Annotated in this window: 23 protein-coding genes; 10 read left to right on the forward strand and 13 right to left on the reverse strand. The window is 63.2% G+C overall.

Features of this window, described 5'->3' with window-relative positions; translation table 11 throughout:
- The first annotated feature begins 11 nt into the window (after positions 1-11).
- Positions 12-1,166: a uroporphyrinogen decarboxylase family protein gene (locus ABFD92_17690; GenBank protein MEN6506372.1), complete on the forward strand. Its 1,155-nt coding sequence runs from the start codon at positions 12-14 to the stop codon at positions 1,164-1,166.
- A gap of 137 nt (positions 1,167-1,303) precedes the next feature.
- Here the strand turns inward: ABFD92_17690 and ABFD92_17695 are convergent, their stop codons facing one another.
- The 11 genes from ABFD92_17695 to ABFD92_17745 form a co-directional block, all read right to left on the reverse strand.
- Positions 1,304-2,128 (reverse strand): alpha/beta hydrolase, encoded by an 825-nt coding sequence (locus ABFD92_17695; protein ID MEN6506373.1) that lies wholly within the window; start codon positions 2,126-2,128, stop codon positions 1,304-1,306.
- Between the two features lie 98 nt (positions 2,129-2,226).
- Positions 2,227-3,144: an RnfABCDGE type electron transport complex subunit B gene (locus ABFD92_17700; protein ID MEN6506374.1), complete on the reverse strand. Its 918-nt coding sequence runs from the start codon at positions 3,142-3,144 to the stop codon at positions 2,227-2,229.
- An 8-nt stretch (positions 3,145-3,152) separates the two neighbouring features.
- Positions 3,153-3,968 carry an Rnf-Nqr domain containing protein gene (locus ABFD92_17705; protein MEN6506375.1) on the reverse strand — a complete coding sequence of 272 codons (816 nt, stop codon included), beginning with the start codon at positions 3,966-3,968 and terminating at the stop codon, positions 3,153-3,155.
- A 9-nt stretch (positions 3,969-3,977) separates the two neighbouring features.
- Positions 3,978-4,628, reverse strand: coding sequence for an electron transport complex subunit RsxE (gene rsxE, locus ABFD92_17710; GenBank protein MEN6506376.1), 651 nt, complete (start codon positions 4,626-4,628; stop codon positions 3,978-3,980).
- The gene (locus ABFD92_17715) at positions 4,618-5,193 is read right to left on the reverse strand and encodes an FMN-binding protein (GenBank protein MEN6506377.1); all 576 of its coding nucleotides are present in this window, start codon (positions 5,191-5,193) and stop codon (positions 4,618-4,620) included. The genes rsxE and ABFD92_17715 overlap by 11 nt, the downstream gene beginning before the upstream one ends.
- An 11-nt stretch (positions 5,194-5,204) precedes the next feature.
- Positions 5,205-6,281, reverse strand: a complete 1,077-nt coding sequence (locus ABFD92_17720) for an RnfABCDGE type electron transport complex subunit D (protein ID MEN6506378.1) — start codon at positions 6,279-6,281, stop codon at positions 5,205-5,207.
- A gap of 7 nt (positions 6,282-6,288) precedes the next feature.
- Positions 6,289-7,635, reverse strand: coding sequence for an electron transport complex subunit RsxC (gene rsxC / locus ABFD92_17725; GenBank protein MEN6506379.1), 1,347 nt, complete (start codon positions 7,633-7,635; stop codon positions 6,289-6,291).
- Positions 7,632-7,931 carry a hypothetical protein gene (locus ABFD92_17730; GenBank protein ID MEN6506380.1) on the reverse strand — a complete coding sequence of 100 codons (300 nt, stop codon included), beginning with the start codon at positions 7,929-7,931 and terminating at the stop codon, positions 7,632-7,634. Before ABFD92_17730 ends, rsxC begins: the two co-directional genes overlap by 4 nt.
- Positions 7,932-8,578: 647 nt before the next feature.
- The gene (locus ABFD92_17735) at positions 8,579-9,106 is read right to left on the reverse strand and encodes a hypothetical protein (protein ID MEN6506381.1); all 528 of its coding nucleotides are present in this window, start codon (positions 9,104-9,106) and stop codon (positions 8,579-8,581) included.
- Positions 9,107-9,461: 355 nt separating this feature from the next.
- The gene (locus ABFD92_17740; GenBank protein MEN6506382.1) at positions 9,462-10,451 is read right to left on the reverse strand and encodes a mechanosensitive ion channel family protein; all 990 of its coding nucleotides are present in this window, start codon (positions 10,449-10,451) and stop codon (positions 9,462-9,464) included.
- 1 nt (position 10,452) lies between these two features.
- Positions 10,453-11,778: a DUF2254 domain-containing protein gene (locus ABFD92_17745; GenBank protein MEN6506383.1), complete on the reverse strand. Its 1,326-nt coding sequence runs from the start codon at positions 11,776-11,778 to the stop codon at positions 10,453-10,455.
- A gap of 367 nt (positions 11,779-12,145) precedes the next feature.
- Between ABFD92_17745 and arfB the strand changes: the two genes are divergently transcribed.
- The 8 genes from arfB to ABFD92_17785 all read left to right on the forward strand — a co-directional run bounded on the left by arfB (position 12,146) and on the right by ABFD92_17785 (position 21,703).
- Positions 12,146-12,574 (forward strand): alternative ribosome rescue aminoacyl-tRNA hydrolase ArfB, encoded by a 429-nt coding sequence (arfB, locus tag ABFD92_17750; GenBank protein ID MEN6506384.1) that lies wholly within the window; start codon positions 12,146-12,148, stop codon positions 12,572-12,574.
- Between the two features lie 352 nt (positions 12,575-12,926).
- A complete protein-coding gene (locus tag ABFD92_17755) occupies positions 12,927-13,799 on the forward strand; it encodes a Bro-N domain-containing protein (GenBank protein ID MEN6506385.1) in 873 nt (290 codons plus the stop codon).
- 498 nt (positions 13,800-14,297) lie between these two features.
- Positions 14,298-14,624 carry a hypothetical protein gene (locus ABFD92_17760; GenBank protein ID MEN6506386.1) on the forward strand — a complete coding sequence of 109 codons (327 nt, stop codon included), beginning with the start codon at positions 14,298-14,300 and terminating at the stop codon, positions 14,622-14,624.
- Between the two features lie 20 nt (positions 14,625-14,644).
- Positions 14,645-14,884 (forward strand): glutaredoxin domain-containing protein, encoded by a 240-nt coding sequence (locus tag ABFD92_17765; GenBank protein MEN6506387.1) that lies wholly within the window; start codon positions 14,645-14,647, stop codon positions 14,882-14,884.
- Between the two features lie 120 nt (positions 14,885-15,004).
- On the forward strand, positions 15,005-17,032 hold the full coding sequence (locus tag ABFD92_17770; protein ID MEN6506388.1) for a DUF6785 family protein: 2,028 nt from the start codon (positions 15,005-15,007) through the stop codon (positions 17,030-17,032).
- 322 nt (positions 17,033-17,354) lie between these two features.
- Positions 17,355-19,394 carry a DUF6785 family protein gene (locus tag ABFD92_17775; GenBank protein ID MEN6506389.1) on the forward strand — a complete coding sequence of 680 codons (2,040 nt, stop codon included), beginning with the start codon at positions 17,355-17,357 and terminating at the stop codon, positions 19,392-19,394.
- Between the two features lie 221 nt (positions 19,395-19,615).
- Positions 19,616-20,602, forward strand: a complete 987-nt coding sequence (locus ABFD92_17780) for a metallophosphoesterase (protein MEN6506390.1) — start codon at positions 19,616-19,618, stop codon at positions 20,600-20,602.
- Between the two features lie 48 nt (positions 20,603-20,650).
- Positions 20,651-21,703 (forward strand): uroporphyrinogen decarboxylase family protein, encoded by a 1,053-nt coding sequence (locus ABFD92_17785; GenBank protein ID MEN6506391.1) that lies wholly within the window; start codon positions 20,651-20,653, stop codon positions 21,701-21,703.
- Positions 21,704-21,748: 45 nt separating this feature from the next.
- Here the strand turns inward: ABFD92_17785 and ABFD92_17790 are convergent, their stop codons facing one another.
- Complete coding sequence (locus tag ABFD92_17790; GenBank protein MEN6506392.1) at positions 21,749-21,964, reverse strand: nucleotidyltransferase domain-containing protein; 216 nt, start codon at positions 21,962-21,964, stop codon at positions 21,749-21,751.
- A 306-nt stretch (positions 21,965-22,270) separates the two neighbouring features.
- Positions 22,271-23,044 carry a PEP-CTERM sorting domain-containing protein gene (locus ABFD92_17795; GenBank protein MEN6506393.1) on the reverse strand — a complete coding sequence of 258 codons (774 nt, stop codon included), beginning with the start codon at positions 23,042-23,044 and terminating at the stop codon, positions 22,271-22,273.
- 440 nt (positions 23,045-23,484) lie between these two features.
- Between ABFD92_17795 and ABFD92_17800 the strand changes: the two genes are divergently transcribed.
- Positions 23,485-24,351 (forward strand): PEP-CTERM sorting domain-containing protein, encoded by an 867-nt coding sequence (locus tag ABFD92_17800; GenBank protein MEN6506394.1) that lies wholly within the window; start codon positions 23,485-23,487, stop codon positions 24,349-24,351.
- Positions 24,352-24,405: the final 54 nt, after the last annotated feature.

The following is a 24,405-nucleotide window of genomic DNA, read 5'->3' on the forward strand; positions in this document are numbered from 1 at the left end:
AGGAGCTTGCGATGAACGAACGACAAAGGACGATGGCCGTCCTGCATTATGAACCGTACGACCGCCTGCCCATCGTGCATTTCGGGTACTGGGGCGAGACGCTCTGGAAGTGGGTGCAGGAGGGGCACCTGACCGAGGATGAGGCCCGCGGCTGGTACGACGGCGGCGGGACCGACCCGGCGATCTGCAAGAAGCTGGGCTTCGACTTCGATTACTACGCGTGCTTCCACACCAGCACGGGGATGAACCCCGGCTTCGAGTACAAGGTGATCGCCGAGTTTCCCGACGGCGCCAAGCACGTGCAGACCGGCGAGGGCGTCGTCGTGCTCCAGCGCCCCGGCGCCACGGGAATCCCCTCCGAGATCGACCATATCTTCAAGGGCCGCAAGGAGTGGGACGAGCAGTACAAGCACCGCTTCAATTTCTTTCCCGAGCGCGTCACCAAGTGCCACGTGCGGACCAACGACGGCACGCTGCCGCTGGAGGCCGGCGGGGCGGAGTTCCTCAAGGCCGACACGCGCGAGTTCCTCTACGGCCTGCACTGCGGCAGCCTGTACGGCAGCATCCGCAATTTCATAGGCGTGGAGAACTCGGCGTACCTGGTCGTCGACGATGAGCCGCTGTTCGACGAGATCATCGCCACCGTCGGCGAGCTGTGCTACCGCTGCACCAAGCAGGCCCTGGAGAGCGGAGCCAAGTTCGACTTCGCCCACTTCTGGGAAGACATCTGCTTCAAGAACGGCCCGCTCATTTCGCCGCGGGTGTTCATGGAGAAGGTGGGCCCGCAGTACAAGCGGATCACGCAACTGGTCAACAGCTACGGCATCGACATCGTGAGCCTGGACTGCGACGGGATGATCGACGCGCTGATCCCGACGTGGATCGAGAACGGCGTCAACACGATGTTCCCCATCGAGGTCGGCACGTGGAACGCCAGCATCGCCCCGTGGCGGGCCCAGTACGGCAAGGAGCTTCGCGGCGTCGGCGGGATGGACAAGAAAGTCTTCGCCCGCGACCGCGCTGCCGTCGATGCCGAAGTCGAACGCCTCCGCCCGCTGGTGGCCCTGGGGGGATTCATCCCCTGCCCCGACCACCGCATTCCCCCCGACGCCCAGTGGGACAACGTCCGCTACTACTGCGACCGGATGCACAAGGTCTTCGGATAGCGGGTCGCCCGGGTGCCGTGGCGGGAGGGCGCAGCCCGACAGCCACGACCAGCCGCTACTGAGCTGGCACGCGCTCCAGTAAGGTCAGGGATCGTGGCTCTCTGGGCCTTCGGCCCTGCGCGCCACGGCACCCGCCTCTAATTGTTCTGGCACGATTTCAGAAACGACGACAGACCTTCGGTGTAGATGCTGCCTGACGCGTCGCAACCGTCGTTGTGCCCGCCGTGAATCTCCAGGAACGCCTTGGGCTCGTGGGCGGCTTCGAAGAGCTTGCGGCCGAACTTGTAGGGCACGATCTCGTCTTCGGGGCTGTGGATGACCAGCACCGGGCAGGTGACCTTCTGCGCGTGCTCGGCTGAGGGATAGCGAAATCGCAGCAGCCAGCGCACCGGCAGGTACCAGTAATGATGGGCGGCCACGTCGGTCAGCGAGCTGAAGGTGGACTGCAGGACCAGGGCCCGGCACGATCCGACGCCGGCCGCCAGGTGCGCCGCCACGCCCCCGCCGAGGCTCTCGCCGTAGATGACGATGTCGGCGGCCTTGGTGTCGCCGCGCGTGAGCAGGTAGTCCCACGCCGCCCGCGCGTCGGCGTAGGTGCCTTGCTCATCCGGCGAACCCTCGCTGTGGCCGTACCCGCGATAGTCAAAACACATCGCGCTGTAGCCCAGGCGATTGAACGTCAGCATCATCTCCGCGCGGTGTGAAACGTTCCCGCCGTTGCCGTGGCAGATCAGGATGACCCCCCGCGCCTGTGGCGCCGGCGAAAACCACGCCGAAAGCTTCACGCCGTCGGCGGCCGCAAAGTTCAACTCTTCAAAGCCCAGCGCTGCCGGCGCTATCCGCCAGGTTTTCGTCGGAAAGTACACCAGCCGCGACTGGACCAGCCAGGCGACCGTGAAGAGGATCAGGTACGAGCCGACGAGCAGGATGATGATTCGCAGGATCATGCGGGAGGTTCTCATTTCCAATTTCCAATTTGGAATTTCCAATTCAACAACAGAACAGCGGGAGGGCGAGCCCGTTTTGTTGTTCAATTGGAAATTGGAAATTGGAAATTGCCTCACCCGCGCCATTCGGTCTTGTCGGCGGTGGTCTCGAACTTGTCGACGATCAGGTCCGGCGGCGTCTTTTCGTCGGCGACGCCCGCGAGATCTTGTTCGGTTGGCTTGCCGATCGACAGCAGGCGTTTCATGGGGCACTTGCCCATGACCAGTTCGAGCTCCTGGGCGGCGGTCTCCGGATCGTACTTTTCGTAGTCGATGCGGGGGAGGTTCTTTTCCATCGAGAACAGGGCGCTGGTTCGGGCGCAGGCGCCGCAGCCGATGCAGCCGACCTTGCAGACGGCCTTGACCGCCTTGCCGAAGTCGTGGTTGCAGCAGGTGACGGCCAGCATCTTCTCGCGCTTGAAGGGCACCATCGAGATGATGTGCCTCGGGCAGGCCCGCTCGCAGGCGCCGCAGCCGGTGCATTTGTGGTAGTCGACCGTCGCGAGGCCGTCGATGACGTGGATGGCGTCGAAATTGCACGACCGCTCGCAGTCGCCAAAGGCCAGGCACCCGTACGTACACCCTTGCACGCCGGCCACGCCGTTGGCGCCCGAGCAGGTGCCTTCGCCCTGGTAGAGGTGTCGGCCGAACTTGTCGCCGGTGTGGGCGCCGCAGTGGACGACGGGTCGGTACGGCCAGCTCTCGGTGACGTCGACGCCGAGGATGTTGGCGATCATCTTCTTGCAGCTTTCGCCGCCGACGGAGCACTTGTTGATGGCGGCGCCGTCCTTGACGAGGGCCTCGGCATAGTCGGCGCAACCGATGAACTCGCATCCGCCGCAGTTGGCGCCGGGCAGGATGGCCAGGATCGACTCCACGCGCGGGTCGGCTTTGACGTGCAAGGCCTTGTTGGCCCAGCCCAGGACGAATCCGGCAGCCAGCGCCAGGATCAGCATCGTCCCGGCCGCCAGAAGTATCATGATGATTGCCATGGTTGTTCCTATTGTCTGGGGGCGCCCGCGCTGGTGGGAGCCTGCCCCTGTGGGCCCTGTGCCGGCTGTGTCGTCGGCAGAGCGACGATCCACGCGGTCTCCTTGGCGGGCGGATGCAGTGCCTTCTCCAGGCCACGGTCCACGCCCGCAAAGCCCATGAACGCCATCGAGAGAATACCGGCCAACACCATCGTGATTCCCGGTCCGCGCAGCGCCTTGGGGATGTCGGCCTTGTCCAATTCCTCGCGGATACCGGCCATGATCACGATGGCGATCAGGAATCCCACTCCGGCGAAGAAGGCGAAAATCAGCGTCTTGTCCAGACCCCATTGCTCGGCCCCGCTGGTGGCCGAGGCGTGGCGCATGATCTCGAGGCACGTGAAGAGGATCACGCAGTTGGTCGTGATCAGCGGCAGGTAAACGCCGAAGGCCTTGTACAGCGGCGGGAAGAACTTCCGGATGTACATCTCGACCAGTTGCACCGCCCAGGCAATCAGGAAGATGTAGACGGCATAGCTGAGGATGCTCAGGTCGACCACGCCGTCATAGCCGGGCCTGAAAAGCTGCACGACCGCATGCGTCAGCGGCGCACTGAGCACTTGCCCGCCGATCTTGTTGGGCGCCAGGATGTAGTAGGTCACCGCCCAGCTCAACAGTCCCGCCACGGTCGTCACCGCCGTCACGGCCGCACCCATGCCAAAGGCCGCGTCCAGTCTTCGCGAGACGCCGATGAACGGGCAGTTTCCCACGAAGAAGTGGAAGACCATGTTGTTGATCAAGGCCGTGGTGATGGCCATCAGCAGGATGGTGGTTAAGTAATCCATGGCGCCTCGCTAAGCGGCCTTTCTTTTAGCCACGGCCCAGTTCACCAGGCCCAGGAGCAGCCCCAGAGTGAGGAACGCCCCGGGCGGCAGGATCATGATCGACCACGATTCCCAGAATGGCGTTCCTTGCCCGAGCCAGGAAATATGCACCGGGGACTGGTACAGGGTGAAGCCGAACCACTTTCCGCTGCCGAGGATTTCCCTGACGGAAGAGATCGCCAGCAACGCCGCGGCATTGCCGGTGGCCTGGCCGATGGCGTCGCCCAGGGCCGGCATCAGCCCCTGCTTGGCCGCGCAGACTTCGCAGCGGGCGATGATGATGCAGTTGACGATAATCAGCGGGACATAAGGCCCCAACAGGCGGCTCATCGAGTACAGGTACGCCGCCAGCACCCGGTCGGCGATGGTCACAAACGCCGCAATCGTAAGCGTGAAGACCAGAATCCGCAGGTGCGGCTTGAGCTGCAGACGAAGCAGGCTGATGAGAACGTTGGAGCAGATCAGCACAAACGCCACAGCCGCGGCCATGGTCAACGCGCCCGAGACGGTATTCGTCACCGCCAGGGTGGGGCACAGGCCCAGGATCTGGCGGAAGACCGGGTTCTCGGGACCGATCCCGTTATTGAATCGTTGTAAGGCGGAGGGGCCATTATCGGCCATGGCGCACCGGTTCTTTCTGGGACATCGCCTTGAAAAAGGACTGAACGGTCTTGTTGACGATGTCGGCGACGCCCTCGGAGGAGATAGTCGCTCCGGAAAGGGGGGTAATGTTGCTGGGCCCCGAGGCCTTGGAAATGACCAGCGGCTTGCTCAGGCTCTTGTCTCTGAACTGGTAGAGGAATTCTTCGCCAGTGATCCTGTTGCCCAAGCCGGGAGTCTCCTTCTGGTCGAGCACATAAAGACCCGTGATGGTCTTTCCGTCGGCGGTCAGCCCCACCAGCACCTCGATGACGTCCGCAAAGCCAAGCCCGCTGCCCTTGACGACCCAGCCGACCTGCCGGCCGTCTTTGTCATTGGCTACGAACGCCGTCTGTCCGTTGGCGAGGGTCACCTGCTCGCTCTTGGCCGCTTCGGCGCCGGGAACCAGGGAGGGGATTTGCTCCAGCGTCAGGTCGAGCTTGTTCTTTTCGATCGCGGGGCTGAGGCTGGTTTGCACGAACGCCAGCGCCACGCCGAAGCCCAGCGCCAGCACGATCACCAGCCAACTCTGTTTGAGATAGTTCATAGCGTTCTCGCTCAGGCCTTGACCGGCGCCGGTCCGCCGATGGGCGTGGGGATGGTCCAGCGGTTGATCAGCGGCACGACCGAGTTCATCAGCAGCACCGCGAACATCACGCCCTCGGGATATCCGCTGAAGACCCGCAGCAGCATCACCAGCGCCCCGCACCCGGCGCCGAAGATCAGCTTGCCCCTGGGCGTCAGCGGGCTGGTCACCGGATCGGTCGCGATATACACCGCCCCGAACAGCAGCGCCCCGCCGAACAGGTGATGCAGCAGCAGCTCCGGTCCCCCGCCCTGGGCGAGGTTCATCAGACCGGCGATCACCGCCGCCGTGCCCACCATCCCCAGCGGAATCTCCCAACTGGCCGTCCGCCGGATCAGCAGGTACACCGCCCCGAGGATGCAGGCGGCCGCACTCGTCTCGCCCAGCGAGCCGTTGACGTTGCCCCAGAACAATCGCTTGACGTAATTCCAGTCGGTTGCCGGTTGCGTTGCCGCCGCGGCCGGCGCGGTCGCGACGGCGGGTTTGCGGGCGGCTTCGCGCCGGGCGGTCATCGGGGTAGCCTGCGTCACGGCGTGGGGCGCGTCGGTTCGCGACGCCGGGGCCACGTACGCGCTGGCGCCCATGACGCCGGCGAAGGCGATCATGACGAACGCGCGGCCGACCATCGCCGGGTTGAACAGATTCTGCCCCAGGCCTCCGAAGATGATCTTGGCGATTCCGATGGCGATCAGCGAGCCGACGACGCCGACGTACCACGGCGCCGACCAGGGCAGCGACAACGCCAGGATCGCTCCGGTGACGGCCGCCGAACCGTCGATGATGGTCAGCCCCTTTCCGCGGAGCATCGAGAACATCGCCTCGAAGGCCATGCATGCCAGCATGCACAGGGCGATCTGCTGGATGGCGTAGAGCCCGAAGACGGCCATCGACGCCACGATCACCGGCACCAGCGCCAGCAGCACGTCGAGCATCATGCGGCGCGTGGTCTGGGCGATGTTGCCCATGTGCGGCGACGGCGCGACGATCAGGACCGGTTCGGCGGGTGGCTGGCTACCGGCGGCAGGGGCGGGTTGTTGGGCTTGACTCATCGGCGGCTCATTTCTTCTTGCGGGGGATTTCGGCCTTGCCCATGCGCATCAACTGCACCAGCGGGATTCCCGAGGGGCAGATGTACGCGCAGCAGCCGCACTCGATACAGGCGTCGAGATGGTATCGCCGGGCGAGGTCCCAGTCCTTGAATCGGCACGCCAGGGCGATCTTGGTGGGCACCAGCCCCACCGGGCAGACGTCGACGCACCGCCCGCAGCGGATGCACTGGAGTTCTTCGGCCTTGCGGGCCTCCTGGCTGGTCAGCACCGTGATGCCGCTGGTGCCCTTGGTCACCGGCGTGTCGAGGTTGCCGATGGCCAGGCCCATCATCGGTCCGCCGGAGAGCACCCGGGCCGCCTGGTCGGTCAGCCCGCCGCAGTGCTCGATCAGCGTTTTGTAACTGACGCCGATGGGCGCCAGCAGGTTCCGCGGACGCGCCACGCCCGAGCCCGTCACCGTCACCACGCGGTGAGTCAGCGGCTTGCCCCGCAGCACCGCGCGTGCAATCGCCGCGGCCGTGCCGACGTTGATCACCACCACGCCCACGTCCAGCGGCAGCCCGCCGGTGGGCACCACGCGCCCCAGGGCGGCGCGGATGGTCATCTTCTCGCCGCCCATGGGATAATGCGTCGGCAGCACCACCACCTGTATCTTCGTCCCGCGCACCGCCCGGCGCAGATTGTCGATCGCCACGGGCTTGTTGTCTTCGATGGCGATGATGATCTGCTTGGCGTCGGCCGCCTGCGCCGCCAGCAACGCCCCGGAGATGATCGGTCCGGGAAGCTGGATCATCATGCGATGGTCCGCCGTCAGGTACGGTTCGCACTCGCAGCCGTTGACCAGCAGCGTGTCGATGGGCTTGGTTTCGTTGCGCACGAGTTTGACGTGCGTGGGAAAGGCCGCCCCGCCCTGGCCGACGATGCCAGCCGCCTGGATCGCCTCGACGATCTGCTGGGGGGCGTGGTCTTCCAGGTGCCGTGTGGGCCACTCGCCGCCGAAGATCGCGTCCCACAGACCCTGACCGCTGAGGGTCTGCGGACCGGCCGTGATCGGGATCACCGCCACGTGGCGGGCGTTGGGCAGCGTCGTCACGTCCGCCATGCCGCACGTGCCGTCGATCGACGCGTGGACCGGCGCCGAGACGAACCCGCCGGCCTTGCCGATCATCTCGCCCATCGCCACCGGCGTCTTGGGCTTGACCAGGCTCTCGCACGGGGCGCCGATGTGCTGCACCAGCGGAATCCGAACCTCCGGCGGCGTCGGAAGCACCTCGATCGCCGCGTCGGCCGACAGGCTCTTACGCTCGGGCGGGTGAACCCCGCCGCGAAAGTCCATTCTGCCGGTGGCTGTCATGAACGCTCCTTGAGGCCGCCGATGAGGCGGACGGCGCCAATGGCCAAAGCAATGCCCCCGACCAGTCCGACCAGGCACCCGATCAGTTGACCGCCCTGGGCCGGTCCGCCGATCACCGCCCCGCCCGCCGCCATCGCCAGCGGAAGCAGAAACACCTCTGCCGCGCAAAGCGTCATCCGCCACGACGACAGAGGCGAGGCCTCCATCCCCGCGTCGGCGAACTTGCACGCGCGCCCGCACGCCTGACAGCCCCCGCCCGCCGGCGAACCGGTTTGATCCTGAGGTTGCTCAGACACGATCCTGACCTCAAAACGAAAAGAATGACTGTACTGATGACCGTTGTGAAAATCAAACAGAATCCCCCCGTGGCAAGCCCGTCCCCCGTAGCACGGGCGTCCCGCCCATGCTCTTGCTGTGTGGCATGGGCGTCCCGCCCATGCTCCCGCTGTGTTGCATGGGCGTCTCGCCCATGCTCCCGCCGTGTTGCATGGGCGTCTCGCCCATGCTCCCCGCCGGGCCCCCACCTCTGGTACGCATGTCGAAGGCATGGAGGACACCATTCCATGGAGCTTTTCATGCGAACCTGAAACTCGCACCACCTGTCCAACAATTGTCCATTCGTTGTCTATTCTTGTCTGTTTCGAGCGATCAACACTTTGAGTGGCACCACAAACCGTTGGCCTTAAATGGTTTATATAACTTCGCCGCCTCGCCCAACGTGCAAGCAGACAATCGTGCCCCCGCGCCCAAATTCTCGATCAAACATCCTCAAGCCCCCATCAACCACCTGCAAACGCCACAGCATGGTACTCCCATGGCGCACCACCGGTTGAGGCGCCATGGATCAAGCGGACGGTTGCAGCCCTGGCCAGGACCACACCCTCCACCCCCGAGGCATTCCCAGAACAAGAGGGCTGGATCCAAAGCCGTCTGCCGAGAGGATTCACTTCCCAGAAAGCACTTCTTTCACATTTGCGTTGGTGACGGTTCCTCTTTTCACGCCCTCAGATATACGGTCGACCTCTTGGTTAGCTTCGGTCAACATTAGACGATAGCGATCTAGATAATGCCCTGCCATGCGTTCGGGGGAAAAGTATATCGCCCATTTGCCATCGATCCGCGCGGCCTCAATGCCTATGCTGCTCCCATCTACTACCAGACGGGCAAGATGAGGACTTCCGTCAATTGTTATCTCACGCCCTATGCGCGCACTGCAGTCGCTCCATAGAAGAACACCCTGATATTGCTGACTTACGGGGTCAAACAGGTGCTCACGAAAATACTCACCTGCTTCCCTGCCAAATCTCTCAGAAAGCAACTCTTGCAGGCCATCTGATTGTGCTGAAAACTCTGCGTACGCCGCCAACATTTTGGCGGCTTCCTTTCTTAAGGCCGGTTCCAGACAGTCAAGAACAGCCCGACCATCATGGTCACAAACTGCCTTCTGATATGAGTAGAACAGATCGCGCACACTGCCAGTCATTGCCGTGGCAAACTTCGAGTTAGAGCTGCATCCCGTCAGACATATGAACGTCAACGCAATTGCGGGGACAAGCCGATGTTGTGGCATTCTGGCTACCTCAGGGAAGAAACGGGTCAGGAAGTCAGGAACCGTTGTTTGCACACGCCATATTGTTCGGTCTCATCTCGCCATTTCGGGCGGCTTCAGCAGTGACGAGAGAACCGCCGACCGCGATTCCGATCTGTTAGACGCACGAGTGGGCCGGGTTCTTTTGGAAAAGTGAAGAATCTTTCACGTATTCGGAAGAGGGGCGGGAACGTGCCCGGGCAAGATGCCCGTGGGACTCACGGGCGGGACGCCCGTGCTACTGGGGGCCCTGCTGGGGGCTCGTGCTGCTGACGACGCTTAGGTTCTGCCGCTCAGCCGGGCTCGTCGGCGGCGGGGGGGCGGGGGGCGGTTGCAGGCCGCTCTTGCCTTCGACGAAGTTCGTGAAGACGCGCTGGGTGGGATAGGCAATGTCGATGGCGTCCTGGCCTTCGAAGGCCTCGAGGATCGCCTCGACGAGCTCGGTGGACACCACCCGCCGACGGCGGGCGTTGGTGAGGTACCGCAGCGTCAACGTCGTGCCCTCCGGGGCCAGGGCCGTCCAGACCGACGGCTGGACCTGCTCCTGGCGAAGGGCGATGGCCATGCCGGCGTGGTGGATGGTCTGGGTGACTTCGTCCTGGTCGACGGGGCAGACGCGGTTGACGATCTCGGTCAGCAGGCTCTTGGCTTTTCGCCAGTCGCTCTCAGCGGTGATCGTCAGGGGCAGTTCGTTCCAGACGTACTCGAAGTCCTGGACATAGTTGCAGGTGACCTTCTCGAAGACCCACCCGTTGGGGATGTGCAGGATTCGCCCGGTGGCCTGGTCGGCTTGCACCCACTGGCGGATCTCGGTGACGGTGAAGGTGAACAGGCGGATGTCGATGACGTCGCCGGCGTGGTCGCCGATCTGGACGCGGTCGCCGAGGCCGAAGGGCTTGCGCCACAGGATGTAGATCCATCCGGCGATATTGGTCAGCGGTTTCTGCAGCGCCACGGCCAAGCCCGCCGAGAACACGCCCAGGTAGACGATGATGCCCACGAAGCGTTCGAACCAGATCCGCAGCAGCACGATCACCAGCACGATGCCCAGCACGCCTTCGAGAAACTTCCGCGCGACGAACCGCTTGGCCGGATCGTCCAGCGTGCGGCGGAAGGTCCACCGCCCCAGCCATCGCAGCGCCAGGTACACGCCCAGGGCGATCAGGATCGCCACCAGCTTCTCAACTATCCCCGAGGGCAGACCCAGCGTGTGTTCGATCCAGTCCATGTCAGGCGTCTTTCTGCCGCTGGGGCGGGGGCTGCCTCGAGGCCTCCAGAACGCCCTGGTAGCGCTGGCGGATCTTCTGCAGGTCCGGTCCGTCGCTGAGGACTTCCTGGGCGCCGCTGAGAAGGGACCGGGCGTGGCTGGCGATGGCCGCGAGGTCTTCCGGGCGATGGGCGCGGGTCGCCAGTTCGCCCAGCGCTTCGAGCAGGCGGATCGACGCCAGCACGTCGGTACGCACCGAGCGGCGGATGGGGCTGATGCTCATGTCGAGCATCTGCACGAACGTGACGGGATTGAGGATCAACCGCACCTTGCCCTGCCGGTCGCAGCGGCAGCGGCTGGGCGGCTCCTCCACCACCAGCTTGCACAGGGCCGGCAGCAACCGGTCGATCGAGGCGATGGCGGTATACGAGTCGTTGAGGCTCGGCGAAAGGGCGCGCATCGCCGCCTCGATCAACTGCCGCACGGCGAACGTCGTGTCCTGCGCCGGCGACTGGTGCGGGCCCATCAAGAAGGCTTGCGTGATCTTGCCGACAAGGCCGTCGTCCAGCCGATCCGGCGGAACAACCACCGCCAGGGGGCTGCCGACCAAAGCGAACTGCCCGGGCTGAACCTCCACGCCGATCAGCAGGTCGTGACGCGTCGCCAGGCGCATCAGCTCGTCCGAGTCCACGCCGTGAATGTACCCGTCGACGCGGCTGGTGATGGTTCGGCCGCCGTCCAGGGGCGGCGGCGCCGGCTGCCCGTCGCGGCCTGTCTTTTCCGGGCGCGAGCCCTCCATCGACTCCAGGAGCTCCTTGCCGATCGAGGCCAGGATGCGGTCGGCCTGAATGTCTGACGCCACGTGATGGATGAAGAAGATCAGGATCGCGAAGCTGAAGATAGCCGCGGCGATGGCCACCGTCACGCTCAGGCGGGGCGTGCTGGGTGTTCCGGAGTCGCCGGGGCCGAAACTGCTGAGCACCGCCACGCAGTAGATGAACGTTCCGATAAAGACGCCGAAACTCATCTGCAGCGCCCGATCGCGAAGAAAGTTCAGCAGCACCCACGAGCCGTACTGGTTTGACGTCAGCGACAAAACCACGATCGTGATCGAGAACAGAACACCCGCCACCGTGATGATGCTTCCCGACAATGTGCTCAGCAGCGACCGCGCCGCCGCAGGGTCGCCACTGTAAACCCACGGAAGGTCTTTGACCCACTGGCCATAAATCGAATCCACCCAAAGCAGCACGACCGCGGCCGCGAGTCCTGCAATGCCCATCACGCCCGGCACGAACCAGTAGCTGGCGCGGATCTCCGACATCACGTCGAGCACGCGGACTCTCATGTGGTTGCCCCCCAAAGCCGATGGCGAGAAATTATAGTGGCTCGTCCCAATCCCGCACTCCCCGTCCCCGGCATTGAACAGCAACAACCGACGACGAGGACGAGGACGAGGACGATAAGAAGATACTCCCCGTCCCCGTCTTCGTTTCAATCCTCTTAATCCTCTCAATCCCCTCAATCCCGCACTCCCCGTCCCCGGGCTGAAAAGAAAAAACCGACGACGAGGACGAGGACGAGGACGATCCCCACCGATCTGCCCCGTCCCTGTCTTTGTCTTAATCCTCTTAATCCTCTCAATCCCGTAAATCCCGCACTCCCCTCCCCGACGACTGTTGCCCCGGCGAGCGGGCGCGGGCACAATGGAGAGGATGATTCAGATTACCCCGGCCATCTCGATCGACGAACGCGACCTGCACGTGGACTTCATCCGCAGCGCCGGTCCGGGCGGGCAGAACGTCAACAAGGTCTCGACGGCAGTGCAGCTTCGCTTCAACCTCGCCGCAACCCAGACGCTCAGCGAGGGCGTGCGCAGCCGGTTGAAGGCGCTGGCCGGTCGGCGCGTCAACGCGGCTGGGGAACTGATCATCGAGGCGCGGCGGTTCCGCACGCAGGGCGCCAACCGCCAGGACGCCATCGAGCGCCTCGCGGCGCTGATCCGGGCGGCCGCCCGCCCGCCGCGCCGGCGCAAGGCCACCAAACCCTCGGCGGCCTCGAAACGCAAACGCCTGGAATCGAAGCGCCGCCGCGCGGCGACGAAGTCCACCCGCGGGCGGGCAGTGCGCGATTACGAGGAGTGAGCGGATTCAAGAACGGGGACGGGGAGTGCGGGATTGAGGGGATTGAGAGGATTAAGAGGATTAAGACAAAGACGGGGACGGGGATCGGTTTTTTCGTCCTCGTCCTCGTCGTCGGTTGTTGCTGTTCAATGCCGGGGACGGGGAGTGCGGGATTGGGATGGGATTGAGAGGATTAAGAGGATTAAGACAAAGACGGGGACGGGGCAGATGGACGGGGATTGGTTTTTTCGTCCTCGTCCTCGTCCCGCGCGTCCGTCACCACCCTCGGCCCCGCCATGGCCCAACTTGACAGCATCACTGTGGTGATCTAGATTGTGCCACAGAAACGGGATCGAGACAGGGAGACCCAATCATGGCTGACATGAGCGAAGAACACCCCTCCGACGCGCAGGGAAAGATCGTTGTCTTCGGGGCCAGAAAGATTCGCCGCATCTGGCATCAGGAGCAATGGTTCTTCTCGGTGGTGGATATCATTGCGGCCTTGACCGACAGCGAGAATCCGCGCAACTACTGGAATATGTTGAAGGCCCGCGAGAAGAAACAGAGCCAGGTTCAGTTGTCCACATTTTGTGTACAACTGAAACTAACTTCGGCTGACGGAAAGGCTTACAAGACCGACTGCGTCAACACCGAGGCCGCCTTCCGCGTCATTCAATCCATCCCCAGCCCCAAGGCCGAGCCCTTCAAGCAGTGGCTGGCCAAGGTCGGCTATCAGCGCGTCCAGGAAATCGAGAACCCAGAACTGGCCCAGCAGCGGATGCGGGAACTCTACCGGCAAAAGGGGTATCCCAATGACTGGATCGAAAAACGCGTCCGGGGCATTGCCGTCCGCGACGAACTGACCGATGAGTGGCGCCAGCGAGGCATCGCCGACTCCAACGACTTTGCCATTCTGACGGCCGAGATCTCCAAAGCGACCTTCGGTCTGACCCCGGCGGACTACAAGAAGCTCAAGGGCCTGCGCCGCGAAAACCTGCGCGACCACATGACCGACCTGGAACTCATATTCACCATGCTGGGCGAGGCCGCTACCACCGAAATCGCCCGCAATACCGACGCTCAGGGATTCGTCCCGAATAAAGACGCCGCCCGCGAAGGCGGAACGGTGGCCGGCAACGCCCGCAGGCAACTCGAGGCAAAATCAGGCCGAAGAGTCGTCACCCGGCGCAATTACCTTGAGCAAAAGCCCAGCCACAAAGCGTTGCCCAAACAGCGCCGGGAATAAGACAGGCAGACTCAATCATTCTCCCAGCCCGGGGACAGGGAGTGCGGGATTTAGGGGATTGAGAGGATTAAGAGGATTAAAACAAAGACGGGGACGGGGCAGATTGACGGGGATCGGTTTTTTTCGTCCTCGTCCTCGTCCTCGTCGTCGGTTGTTGCTGTTCAATGCCTGGGACGGGGAGTGCGGGATTGGGACCTGATTGAGAGGATTAAGAGGATTAAGACAAAGACCGGGACGGGGCAGATCGACGGGGATCGGTTTTTTTCGTCCTCGTCCTCGTCCTCGTCGTCGGTTGTTGCTGTTCAATGCCGGGGACGGGGAGTGCGGGATTGGGATGGGATTGAGAGGATTAAGAGGATTAAGACAAAGACCGGGACGGGGCAGATGGACGGGGATCGGTTTTTTTCGTCCTCGTCCTTCGTCGTCGGTTGTTTCTTTTCGAAGACCGCTGCGAACTATAATACTCCTGTCGGGCACACACCAAGAGGGGAGACAGTCATGAAAGCCAGCAGGTACTATGTCGTGGCCACCTATCGCGTCGGCGACTTCAACCAGTTCAAGGACGAGTTCGACCAGGCGCAGGACATGCTCCAGTCGATGGGCGGGTTCAAGAAGACTTACCTCAATCGCGGACTGGACGATCCCAACCTGATCGTCATCGTCCACGAGTGCGGCAGTCTGCAGAAGGCCCGCGACTTCTATGACTCGCAGGAATTCAAGCAGTGCCTGGACAAGGCCGGCATCGTCGAAAAACCCCAGGTGTCCTTCGTCGAAGAACTCTGGCGAACGCCGCAACTGGCCATGGCAGACGCCCGGCCGGAATAGTCGGCCAGGGGGGGGCGATCATGCTTGTGCTGTTTCAATTTGAAGAGTGCGAGAACTCGCAACCGGTTCGGCGGCGGCTGACGGAACTGGGGGTTGACTTCGTCAGCATCAACGCCCCGCAGGGACACCCGGAGAAAGACCAGGTCATGACGCGGCTCTTCGGCAGCGCCAAGACGCCGGCCTTGTGGGACACGCGGACCGGGGCGCTGGTCCAGGGCGAGCAGAGTTGTCTTGAATATGTCAATGAGCATTGGCGGTGAAACTCTTCTTAAGAAGATGCTAAGCCGCAAGCGGCTCGGTCGCTTGGGGCCTGGCGTCTTGTGAGCTTAAAGCCCGCGCGGTTTCGCAATCGGCGCGGCGTTTTGCTATGCTTGCACCTCATGACGGTGCGGGCGATTATTCTGGCGGCGTTTGGAGCGGCGTTTATCGCCACGGTCGGCTATTTCAACGACCAGGTCCCGCGCCTGAACCATTTCGTGGGCAATCAGTTCCCGATCGTGGTGTTCTTTCCGCTGATCATTTTTGCGCTGCTGATCAACCCGCTGCTGCGCCGCGTCAAGGCGCGGTGGATGCTTTCGGGGGCCGAAATCGCCGTGGTGACCGCTCTGCTGCTGGCGGCATGCAACATCCCCGGCTCGGGATTCATGCGCTGGTGGAGCCGCCAGGCGGCGCTGCCGGCGGTCAGCAACCTCAAGGAACTCAGTTGGCGCAAGAGCGAAGCCCTGAGCTACGTCCCGGCGGCGCTGCTGCTCAATGGCGGGCGCTACGAGGCGTCGATCAACGACAGCTTCGTCAGCGGCAGCGGGGGGGCGAGGGTCTCGCTGGAGCAGTTGCCCTGGCGGGCGTGGACCGGGCCCATCGCAAGCTGGGTGCCGGTGGCGCTGCTTTTTGCCGGCGCGTCGATCTGCCTGGCGCTGATCGTACACCGCCCCTGGTCGACGCAGGAGCGCCTGCCGTACCCGGTAGCGCAGTTCGCCGGCGCGTTCATCAACTCGCCGCGCGCGATCTTCACCAACCGCCTGTTCTGGGTCGCGGCGGCGTCGATCTTTGTGCTGCACGTGGCCAACGGTTCGTACCTGTGGGCGATGGGCCAAAGCCCGCGCGACGTGCTGGCGTGGGATTTCTCAGCGCCGTTCGCCCAGACGTTCCCGGCGTTCTGGGACATGATCTCGACGGTCCCCTGGGGCGGCAACTCGGTGCTGTACTTCCCCATTTATCCGACGCTGGTGGCGTTCGCGTGCTTTGTGGCCGCCGATGTGAGCCTGTCGATCGGCCTGAGCGTGGCGGCCTGGTCGCTGGCGGGATACGTGCTGGTGCTGACGGGGGTGAAGTTCGAGTGGGTGGCGCTCGAAGGGGGCGTGGGACCCTGGCAGAGCGCCGGCTCGTGCATCGCGTTGGCGATGGCGATGGCGTACTTCGGGCGCCGGCACTACTGGAACCTGCTGCGCCGGGCGTTCTGCGCCGGCGGCAAGAACGTCCTGGGGCATGAAGTCTGGGCGGCACGCGTGCTGCTGCTATGCACGGCCGGCCTGACCGCCATCCTGGCGGCGTGGGGCGTGGCGTGGCCGGTGGCGCTGCTGGGGGTGCTGCTGGTGCTGCTGGCGTATATCGTGGTGGCGCGGATCACCGTCGAGTCGGGCGTGTTCCTGGTGCAGTTGCAGTGGCTGCCGATAGCGGTGGTGCTGGGGCTGCTGGGCGCCGAAGCGACCGGCCTAAGGGCTATCGCTGTGCTGGGGATGGTGAGTTTCATCTTCTGCGCCGAGGTGCGCGAGTGCCTGACGCCGCTGGTGCTCAACGGCCTGCGCCTGACGGATCCGTCGCGCATCGGCGGCGGGCGCGTCGGCGCCATGAGCATGGTTGTGCTGGTGATTGCCCTGGCGGTTGCGGTGCCCGCCGGGCTGTGGGTGGATCACAACTACGGCGTGCAGCGGGGCGAAGGGTTCTCCCAGGCGGCGCCGCACTACCTGTTCACTGCTGTCGCGCGGGCCAGCGGAGATCTGGTCGCCTCGCGTCAACTGGAAGCCTCGGACGCGCTGGCGCCGCTGGAGCGCCTGGCGGCCGCCAATCCCGATTCGCGCTGCCTGTGGGCGTTGGCCGGCGGGGCGGCGGTCGTCGCGGCGCTGGTGTGGCTGCGCCTGAGGCTGACGTGGTGGCCGATTCATCCGATCCTGTTTCTGGTCTGGGGCACGTGGGCGATGCGCGTGGCGGCGTTTTCGTTTCTGCTGGGGTGGGCGATCAAGACCGTCTGCGCCCGCATGGGCGTGCGGGTGGCGACGCTGAGGCTGCTGATGATCGGCGTGATCGCCGGCGACCTGGCCGGCGGCGTGGCCTGGATGATCCTGGGAGCCGTCTACTTCGCCCTGACCGGCGAGACGCCGATGCGGTATCACGTATTCCCGGGCGGCTAACTTCGGGGACGGGGACGGGGACGGGGAGTGCGGGATTGGGACGGGATTGAGAGGATTGAGAGGATTAAAACAAAAGACGGACGAGGATTGGTTTTTTCGTCCTCGTCCTCGTCGTCGGTTGTTGCTGTTCAATGCCCGGGGACGGGGAGTGCGGGATTGGGATGGGATTGAGAGGATTAAGAGGATTGAAAACAAGGACGGGGACGGAAAGAGTCTTCTGTTCGTCCTCGTCCTCGTCGTCGGTTTTTTCTTTTCAGGGCCCGTGGAGGGAGAAGGACGACCGTGAACATCAATTCCCCCACGCGGTCTTTTCTGTTACTTTGTGCAGGTGACTCTTCGCTCGATCATCCTGGGCCTGCTGGCGGCGGTGTTCATCGCCACGGTGGGTTACTTCACCGACCAGATCGTGCGGCTGAACCATTTCGTCGGCAACGAGTTTCCCATCATCGTCTTCCTGCCGCTGATGATAATCGCGGCGCTGCTCAACCCGCTGCTGGGGCGCATCCGCCCGGCCTGGCAACTCCACCGGCGCGAACTGGCGGTGATCGTGATGGCCGCCCTGGTGGCGTGCAACATCCCCGGCTCGGGCCTGCTGCGGTTCTTCAGCCGCGTGCTCGTGGTGCCCCTGCAGTTATCGGTCACAGAGACGCCGTGGAAGAAAGCTAACGTCCTGAGCTTTGTGCCGGCGGCGATGCTGCCCAACGGCGGGGTCTATCACGAGCCGTTCGTGCGCGGGATGATGACCGGCGCCGGCAAGGCGGGCGAGCCCATCGGCCTCGATGGCGTCAACTGGGGCTTCTGGAAAGACCCGCTGCTGGCGTGGCTGCCGCTGGTGGTGCTGCTGGCCGGGGCGTCGATGGCCCTGGCGCTGATGGTGCATCGCACGTGGTCGCGCCGCGAACGCCTGCCCTACCCCATCGCTCAACTGGGCGAGTCGCTGCTCGACGACGCCCGCGGCGGCAGGGGGTCCATCTTCCGCAGCGGGTTGTTCCTGACGCCGGCGATCATCATCCTGGCGATCCACCTCGTCAACGGGCTCAACGCCTGGTACGACAACACGCTCATCGAAATCCCGATGGACTACAGCTTCGGCCAGATCGTGCAAACCTTCCACGATGTCGGCAACGTGCCCTGGGGCAACGGCCTATGGCACGTGCGCCTGTGGCCGACGATCATCGCCTTCGCGTGCTTTGTCGCTTCCGACGTCAGCTTCACGCTGGGCATCTCGCCGATCCTCTGGGTGTCCCTGGGCGTGGTGCTGTACTCGTTCAACATCCCGATGAACTGGGAGACGGTCTCGGGCTCGCCGCTGGACTGGCAGAACGCCGGCAGCGCCGCGGCCATTGGGGCGATGCTGCTGTACCTGGGCCGGCGTCACTATGCGAGGATGCTCTGCCAGGCGCTGATCCCCGGCTGCGGGACCGGCGTCGAGCGCTACGAGACCTGGGCCTGCCGAATCTTCCTGCTGTGCGTGGCGGGCATGGTGGCCCTGCTGGCGGCTATGGGCGTGCCCTGGACGATCGCCCTGGCGGCCATCGCGATGATCCTGCTGGCGTACGTGGTGATCGCCCGCGTGACCGTCGAGAGCGGGCTGATCATGGCGCAGTTCCAGTGGCACATGATGGCCGTGATGATCGGCGTGTTCGGCTCGGCGGTGCTGGGTCTGCACGTCATCGCGGTACTGGGGATGATGGTGGCGATTTTCGTCGTCGACCCGCGCGAGTGCCTCATGCCCTTCGTGCTCAACGGTCTGAAGATCTGCGAAAGCCGCGGCCTTAAGCCCGCTCGCATGGGGGGCATGGGCGCGGGGGTGTTCCTGCTGGCGTTGGCGGCGGCGGTGCCCTTCAGCCTGTGGGTCGACAGCAATTACGGCGTCGCCCGCGGCGAGGGCTGGAGCACCTACCGCGCCCCGCGACTGGCGTTTGACTACATGGCTACCGAGTACAACAAGCTCAAGAGCTCCGGGCGGCTGCACGTGGCCGAGGACCTCTCGGCCGTCCAGCGCCTCACGCACATGGAACCCGACCGCAAGTGCCTGGTCGCGATGGGCGCGGGGTTCGCCGCGGTGATGCTCCTGGCGGGTCTGCGGCTGCGGTTCACGTGGTGGCCGCTGCACCCGATCATTTTCGTGCTCTGGGGCACGTGGGTGATGTACGAGACGGCCTACTGCTTCCTGATCGGATGGGCGATCAAGACGGTCGCGACGCGGCTTGGGGCGAGCTATTCGACGCTCAAGACGGTGATGATCGGCGTGATCGCCGGCGACCTGCTGGGCGGCCTGGTGTGGATGGTCATCGGCGCGGTGCATTATGCCACGACCGGCAAACAACCGGTGTGGTATTTGATCTTCCCCGGCGGATAGAAGAGTTCACCGCAGAGGCCGCAGAGAACGCAGAGGTGGAAGATGTTAGCGGTCGAGCTTGCTCGACGCGGTTGTTTCCCTGACCTGGCGAAGCTGCGCCCCCGGAAACCGCGCGGAGCAAGCTCCGCCGCTAACAAAACGGCGAGAGGTCTGCGCAGGATTGTTGTTATGCTTATTGGTTCTCCGCGATCTCCGCGATCTCTGCGGTGAAAGGAATCTGAATGATGCTTCGAAGAACCTGGTTGGTGACTGGACTTGTCGCCCTGGCGGCGATGCTTTCGCTGGGCAGGGATTATTCGCACGCCCAGGCGCCGGCGACGCAACCGGCCTCGGCCGCCAGCGCGCCGGCCGTCCCGCCGCCGGCGCGGACGCTGATCGCGCCGTTCGACGGGGTTACCATCACCGTCTACAACACCGGCGACCTGCACGACCAAAGCGGCAACCTCGCCCGCATCGCCGCCTTCGTCAAGAAGCAGCGCCAGACGGAGAACGTCATCTTCGTCGACGCCGGAGACTTCCTCAACAAGGGCGAGCCCTGGCAGCCGGCCACCAAGGGCGAGGGCATGATCGCCCTGATGGCCGCGTGCGGCTACGACGCCGTGGCCATGGGCAACCACGACTACATCTTCGGCAAGGAGCCGATCCTCGACCTGGTCGTCAAGTACCCGAAATTCCCCCTGACGCTGTGCAACATGAAATGGAGCAAGGAAGACGCCCCGCGCGCCAAGGGCATCGCCCGCTACCGCATCATCGAGCTCAAGGGCGTCAAGGTGGCCGTCGTCGCCTCGGGCTCGCACTACACCAACCACGCCCACGGCGAGCCTTTGCCCATGTATCACGAACGCGACGCGTACAAGGAACTTCTGCCGGAGCTGGCAACCAAGGCCGACTTCATCATCTTCATCTCGCACCTGTTCAACGGCAGCGACAAGAACCTTCTCGACGCCTGGAAGGAAAACTCCCCGCCGGTGATGATCGGCGCCCACACGCACGAGCGGCTGGTGACGTGGGTGAATAACACGCTGCTGGTCAAGGGCGGCCACAGCGGCCTGGCGGTGGGCAAGACGACCATCCAGTACGACCCCGCCCGGAAGCGGGTCGTCGCCGCCGCGGCCAAGACCATCACCGTCGGCAAAGACTGGCCCGAGGACGAGCAGGTCAAAGCCCTGCGCGAGAAGCTGATGCCTCAGCCCGCGAAGACTCACTGAACGACCTCAGCGGCTGATTTGATCCCTGGACCAAGACAGCAGGATGCTATGACGACACAGGATCCCACCTCAGCGGCGATGCAGCGATGGCACGACCTCTTCAACCGCGCCAACGGGCGGCGGCGGGTCTTCTGCGTCTACGGCGGCGACGAACCCCTGCCGCCGATCCCCAACGCCGAGGCCTTCCCCGAGAACAAGACTGGGCGCATCGAGAACGCCTGGCAGAACTATCGCCAGATGCTCGATCGGCGCTCGTGGATCGGCGATGACTCGATCCCCTTCGCCGACGTCTACACCGGCACCGAAATCTTCGCCCACGCCTTCGGCTGCGGCGTGTACCGGCACGAGAACAGCAATCCTTCCGCGCGGCCGCTGATAACCAGGGCCTCGCAGGTCGCCTTGCTGAAGGTGCCGTCGCTGGACTGCCCGCCGCTGGCGGTGCTGTTCGAGATCGGCGACGAGCTCCGCCGGCGCGGCGGGGCCGATCTCATCATGAAGATCCCCGACATCCAGAGCCCCGTCGACATCGCCGCGCTGATCTGGAACAAGACCGACTTCTACTACGCCATGATCGACGCCCCCGAGGCCGTCCACGAACTGGCGACCAAGTGCCGCCAACTCCTGACGGCGTTCTGCGACGAATGGTTCTCGCGATACGGCAGGGCGTTCATCGCCCACTATCCGCCCTATTACATGCCGCAGGGCCTGACGCTGTCGGAGGACGAGATCGGCTGCGTGAATCGGGAGATGGCCGAGGAGTTCTTCCTGCCGCACCTCAACGCCCTGAGCGACCACTTCGGCGGCCTGGGCATCCACTGCTGCGCCAACGCGCGGCACCAGTGGGACACGTTCCTCAAGATCCGCAACCTGCGCGTGCTGAACATCACGCAGGGCCCGGCCGTGACAGCCGACGCCTACCGTTTCTTCAACGAGAAAGTCATCCACGTCCACGACGGCCAACCGGACGGGGCCGACATGCCTGCCTGGATCGACGCCAACGCCCCGGCCGCCCCTGTCCTGCTGCGCGAAGTGGCCGCGACGCGCGAAGAAGCCATCGAGAAATGCGCCCGCCTGCGGGAATGGGCTGACGGAAAGTGGTGAGTGACGAGAGGTGAGTTGCGAGTCTCACCACTCACCACACACTACTCACCACTGGTCGTACAGCACCTCTGCCGCAGCCTCGACGTCCTCCCGGAAGTACTCGCTAAGATCCTCCTGCGTCAGCAAGTCCACCTGGCGGCGTTCCAGAATCTGCGATAGTTCGTGCGCCATGCCTCCCAGGCGAATCAGGCCGGGGATGTGCTGGGGGTTGAATCGCACCAACACATCCACGTCGCTATCGGGGCCAAAATCCTCGCGCAAGACCGATCCGAACAAGCGCCAGCCGCGTGATGTGATGTCGGCGGCAGAAGCTCGCTACGGCCTGGGTATTGATGGCGATCTGCACTGGCATCGGTCAGTCCTTTCAGGACAATGAATTGTTCTAACATCTTGCCCGGCGCCAGTGGGATACCTTCCTTGAAGATTCGCAATCTGCCGGGTGCTGAAGTGGTGAGTTGTGAATCTCATCACTCACCACTGATGCCGCAAGATGCCCATGCTACTCATAAAAGAGCGGGCGGCCCGTTCGGACCGCCCGCTCGTGTCAAAGCAGACTCAGATGATTTCTTAGCGTCTGCGGCGTCGCAGCAGCGCGCCCACGCCACCCAAGCCCAGCAGCGCCATCGTCGCCGGCTCGGGGATGGGCGTGACAATCTTGTCCAGGCGAATCGAGTCGAACTCGATGTCGTGCGGTCCACCGGAGGACTTGTCCTCGGCATAGAGAACGATCTTCAGATCCTGGCCGAGAACGTTGACCCCGGTGCTGATCGTCTGCCCATACCCAGGAGACGTCGTGATAAGGCCCAGATCATCAGTGGTGAACGAGATCGTGTAATTGGCCCATGTGCCGCTCGCCGGCTGATTGGCTAGGGCATTGCTGACAGCCTGATAGGCGATGACTGTGCCGTTTGCAACCAGGCGAATCTGATTGGTGCCCGTTGGGAACGGCGTATCGCTTCGGTTGCCCAGAGCCACCGTCAGCGTATAGGTCGAATTGGCGGTGATCATCTCGCCCAGGCTTGGGGAGGTGACGGCCGCCCAGCGCGTCCCGCTATAGCCGTTCTTCCAGCGAACAAAAACCTTGTTGCCGCTGGCGTCGCCGAAATCAGAGTACACCGGACTGACGGCATTGATGCCGGCAGCAAGCCCGGCGGTGCCGTAACGCGTAAACATCCATCCCCCGCCGAGATTAGTGTTGCTGGTGTCGACATAGCCGGTCGCTGACGTGTCGAAATTGGAATTGGGCACGGTAATAAGGTCCGCACCGGCTGGAGCAACGCAGGCCGCCAACACCCCTGCAGAAATCAACAGCACCGTGATTCTTCCTCTGATTTGCTTCATGTCGCTCTCCTTCCGAAAAGAAACCGTCTGCTTTCAAATGTGGTACCGCTCTACATCAAATAGCATACAGCAAAGACTGTATTCTGTCAATACTTGTCCTCAATTTATTAGTTTTGGAATTAAGTATTAATGCAGCACTTACACCATCAGAGAGAGAATTCGCGAAGATATTTGTTCCTGACAACGGTGAATGAACCCCTATACTGCGGCTTCAGTGATTTGCCTGAACCATTCACAATGGATAAACAAAGTTGGCCTTTTTGGGGTGCAGATGCGGTTTTCCGCTTGGCGCATAAGGCCTTCTGTGGTAGATTACTCTCAGGAGTAGAAAGCCGGCTGTAGAAGTCGCGGCTTTCGACATTTGTTGAAGCAGAAGGTAATAGTCGCCGCATTTTCTGGGCGAGATTTCACGGAAACTTTTCGTTTTAAAGGAGAAAGCAATGAGCAGCGCGAGGAGAGGAATTTTCACGATTGGTATTGCGGTAGTGGTACTGTTGGCAACAGCCGGAACGTCCCAGGCGGCGTTGATTGCCATTTCCAACGGCGACTTCAACACGTCGTTGCAGACATACACAAACGCCAACGGCGCCGACCTTGGCGGCGGCTGGACCAGGCTCGCCGGGACGGGCACGGCCGTGTATGCTGGAATCGACACCATCAATACTGGCCTATATTCTGTCATGGGCAGCGCCAGCGGCAACAAGCTCATAATGCAGTATCAGGCGTCGTCAAACGCGGCGAAGAAGTCCTACGTCAAGTCGCCGATGCTTGGTAATGCGGCAGGAACCACGGAGTTGCTCATCCAAGCCAACACGACCTATACGATTACCGTTGCAGTCGGCAATATGACGGGAACCGGTTTCACTGGCACACTCGGCTCGGATAACATGACAAGGAATGGTATCGAGTTGCTTCTGGACGGTAGCGCCAGGGCCATTAGGCGTATCGATGGCTTCAGTGTTCCGGATGCAGCGGCGGCCGCCAAGACGCCCGACAATGGCGGGACCGACGGAACGTGGCAGGATTACACCTTGACCTTTACTACCGACGCTTTGGGCAATGTTCTCTCCTCCAACGGGAGCGCAGGGTTTACCGGTTATTCTCTTCCGGCTTTCGTGGGCGAGAACATCTTGGGGAAAGCGATGAGGATCGAGTTCCGCACCGAGGCCTTCAACTTGACCAAACAGAATGTTGAGTTTGACAACGTCCGTATCGACGTCGCCTCGACGATCGTCCCCGAGCCGGCGACGATGAGTCTGCTGGTTCTGGGCGGCGTGGCGGCTTTGCTGCGGAAGCGCAGGAACTAGCACCAGGCTTCACGACGATCTGAGAAAGATCCATAACCGGGCGGCCGAATCGAC

Source organism: Planctomycetaceae bacterium (assembly GCA_039680605.1).
Lineage (GTDB): Bacteria > Planctomycetota > Phycisphaerae > SM23-33 > SM23-33 > JAJFUU01.